The following is a 561-nucleotide window of genomic DNA, read 5'->3' on the forward strand; positions in this document are numbered from 1 at the left end:
CACGGAAAAATCATGAACATCCCCGTCAATAAAGGCTCGCCAGAACCTTCAAAAGGTACTCAGAATCCATCGCACACATCGCTCTTTTGTGTTTAATGCTCGCTTTCAAAGTCGTTTCACTCTTCAGCATGTTTAAACACATCTGTCTGATCCTTGCAAAGTTCTCTGCGCTTTCTTCCGCTCGTTTTCGGCAAGCATCTTCACCAAATGTCATGTCGAGGTACCAATGCATCGACTCGACCAACCAATGTGAACGCGTTGCATTTAACAAGTCTTTAGCATTTAAATTCTTCGAGCTAATATAATATCTCACCGTGATTTCTGACTCTTTCGCCACGGCTTCTTCTTGCCTCACAGAAACAACGATACCCATCGTTTTTAGCTCGGGCCAATCAAACTCTAAATCACCCAAAACGCTTAAATCTGTGTTGGTTAATGCCAACCTGGTTTCTTGTCTGCCACGTGATTTTTCTTGTGTGCTGTAAGAATCACCATCGTGTTTTTGTAGCATGCTCATATCGAAATAATTATCGAATGCTTGCTCTAAACGACCTTGATTGC

The 561-nt window shown here is 42.4% G+C and carries 1 protein-coding gene; it reads right to left on the reverse strand.

The features are described from left to right. Positions 1 to 25 precede the first annotated feature (25 nt). Positions 26 to 561 (reverse strand): ISAs1 family transposase (locus MD535_RS25810; protein WP_265678133.1); only part of this gene is annotated, 536 nt, incomplete at its 5' end.

This window comes from Vibrio qingdaonensis (genome assembly GCF_026191675.1).
In the GTDB taxonomy this organism is placed as follows: Bacteria; Pseudomonadota; Gammaproteobacteria; order Enterobacterales; family Vibrionaceae; genus Vibrio; species Vibrio qingdaonensis.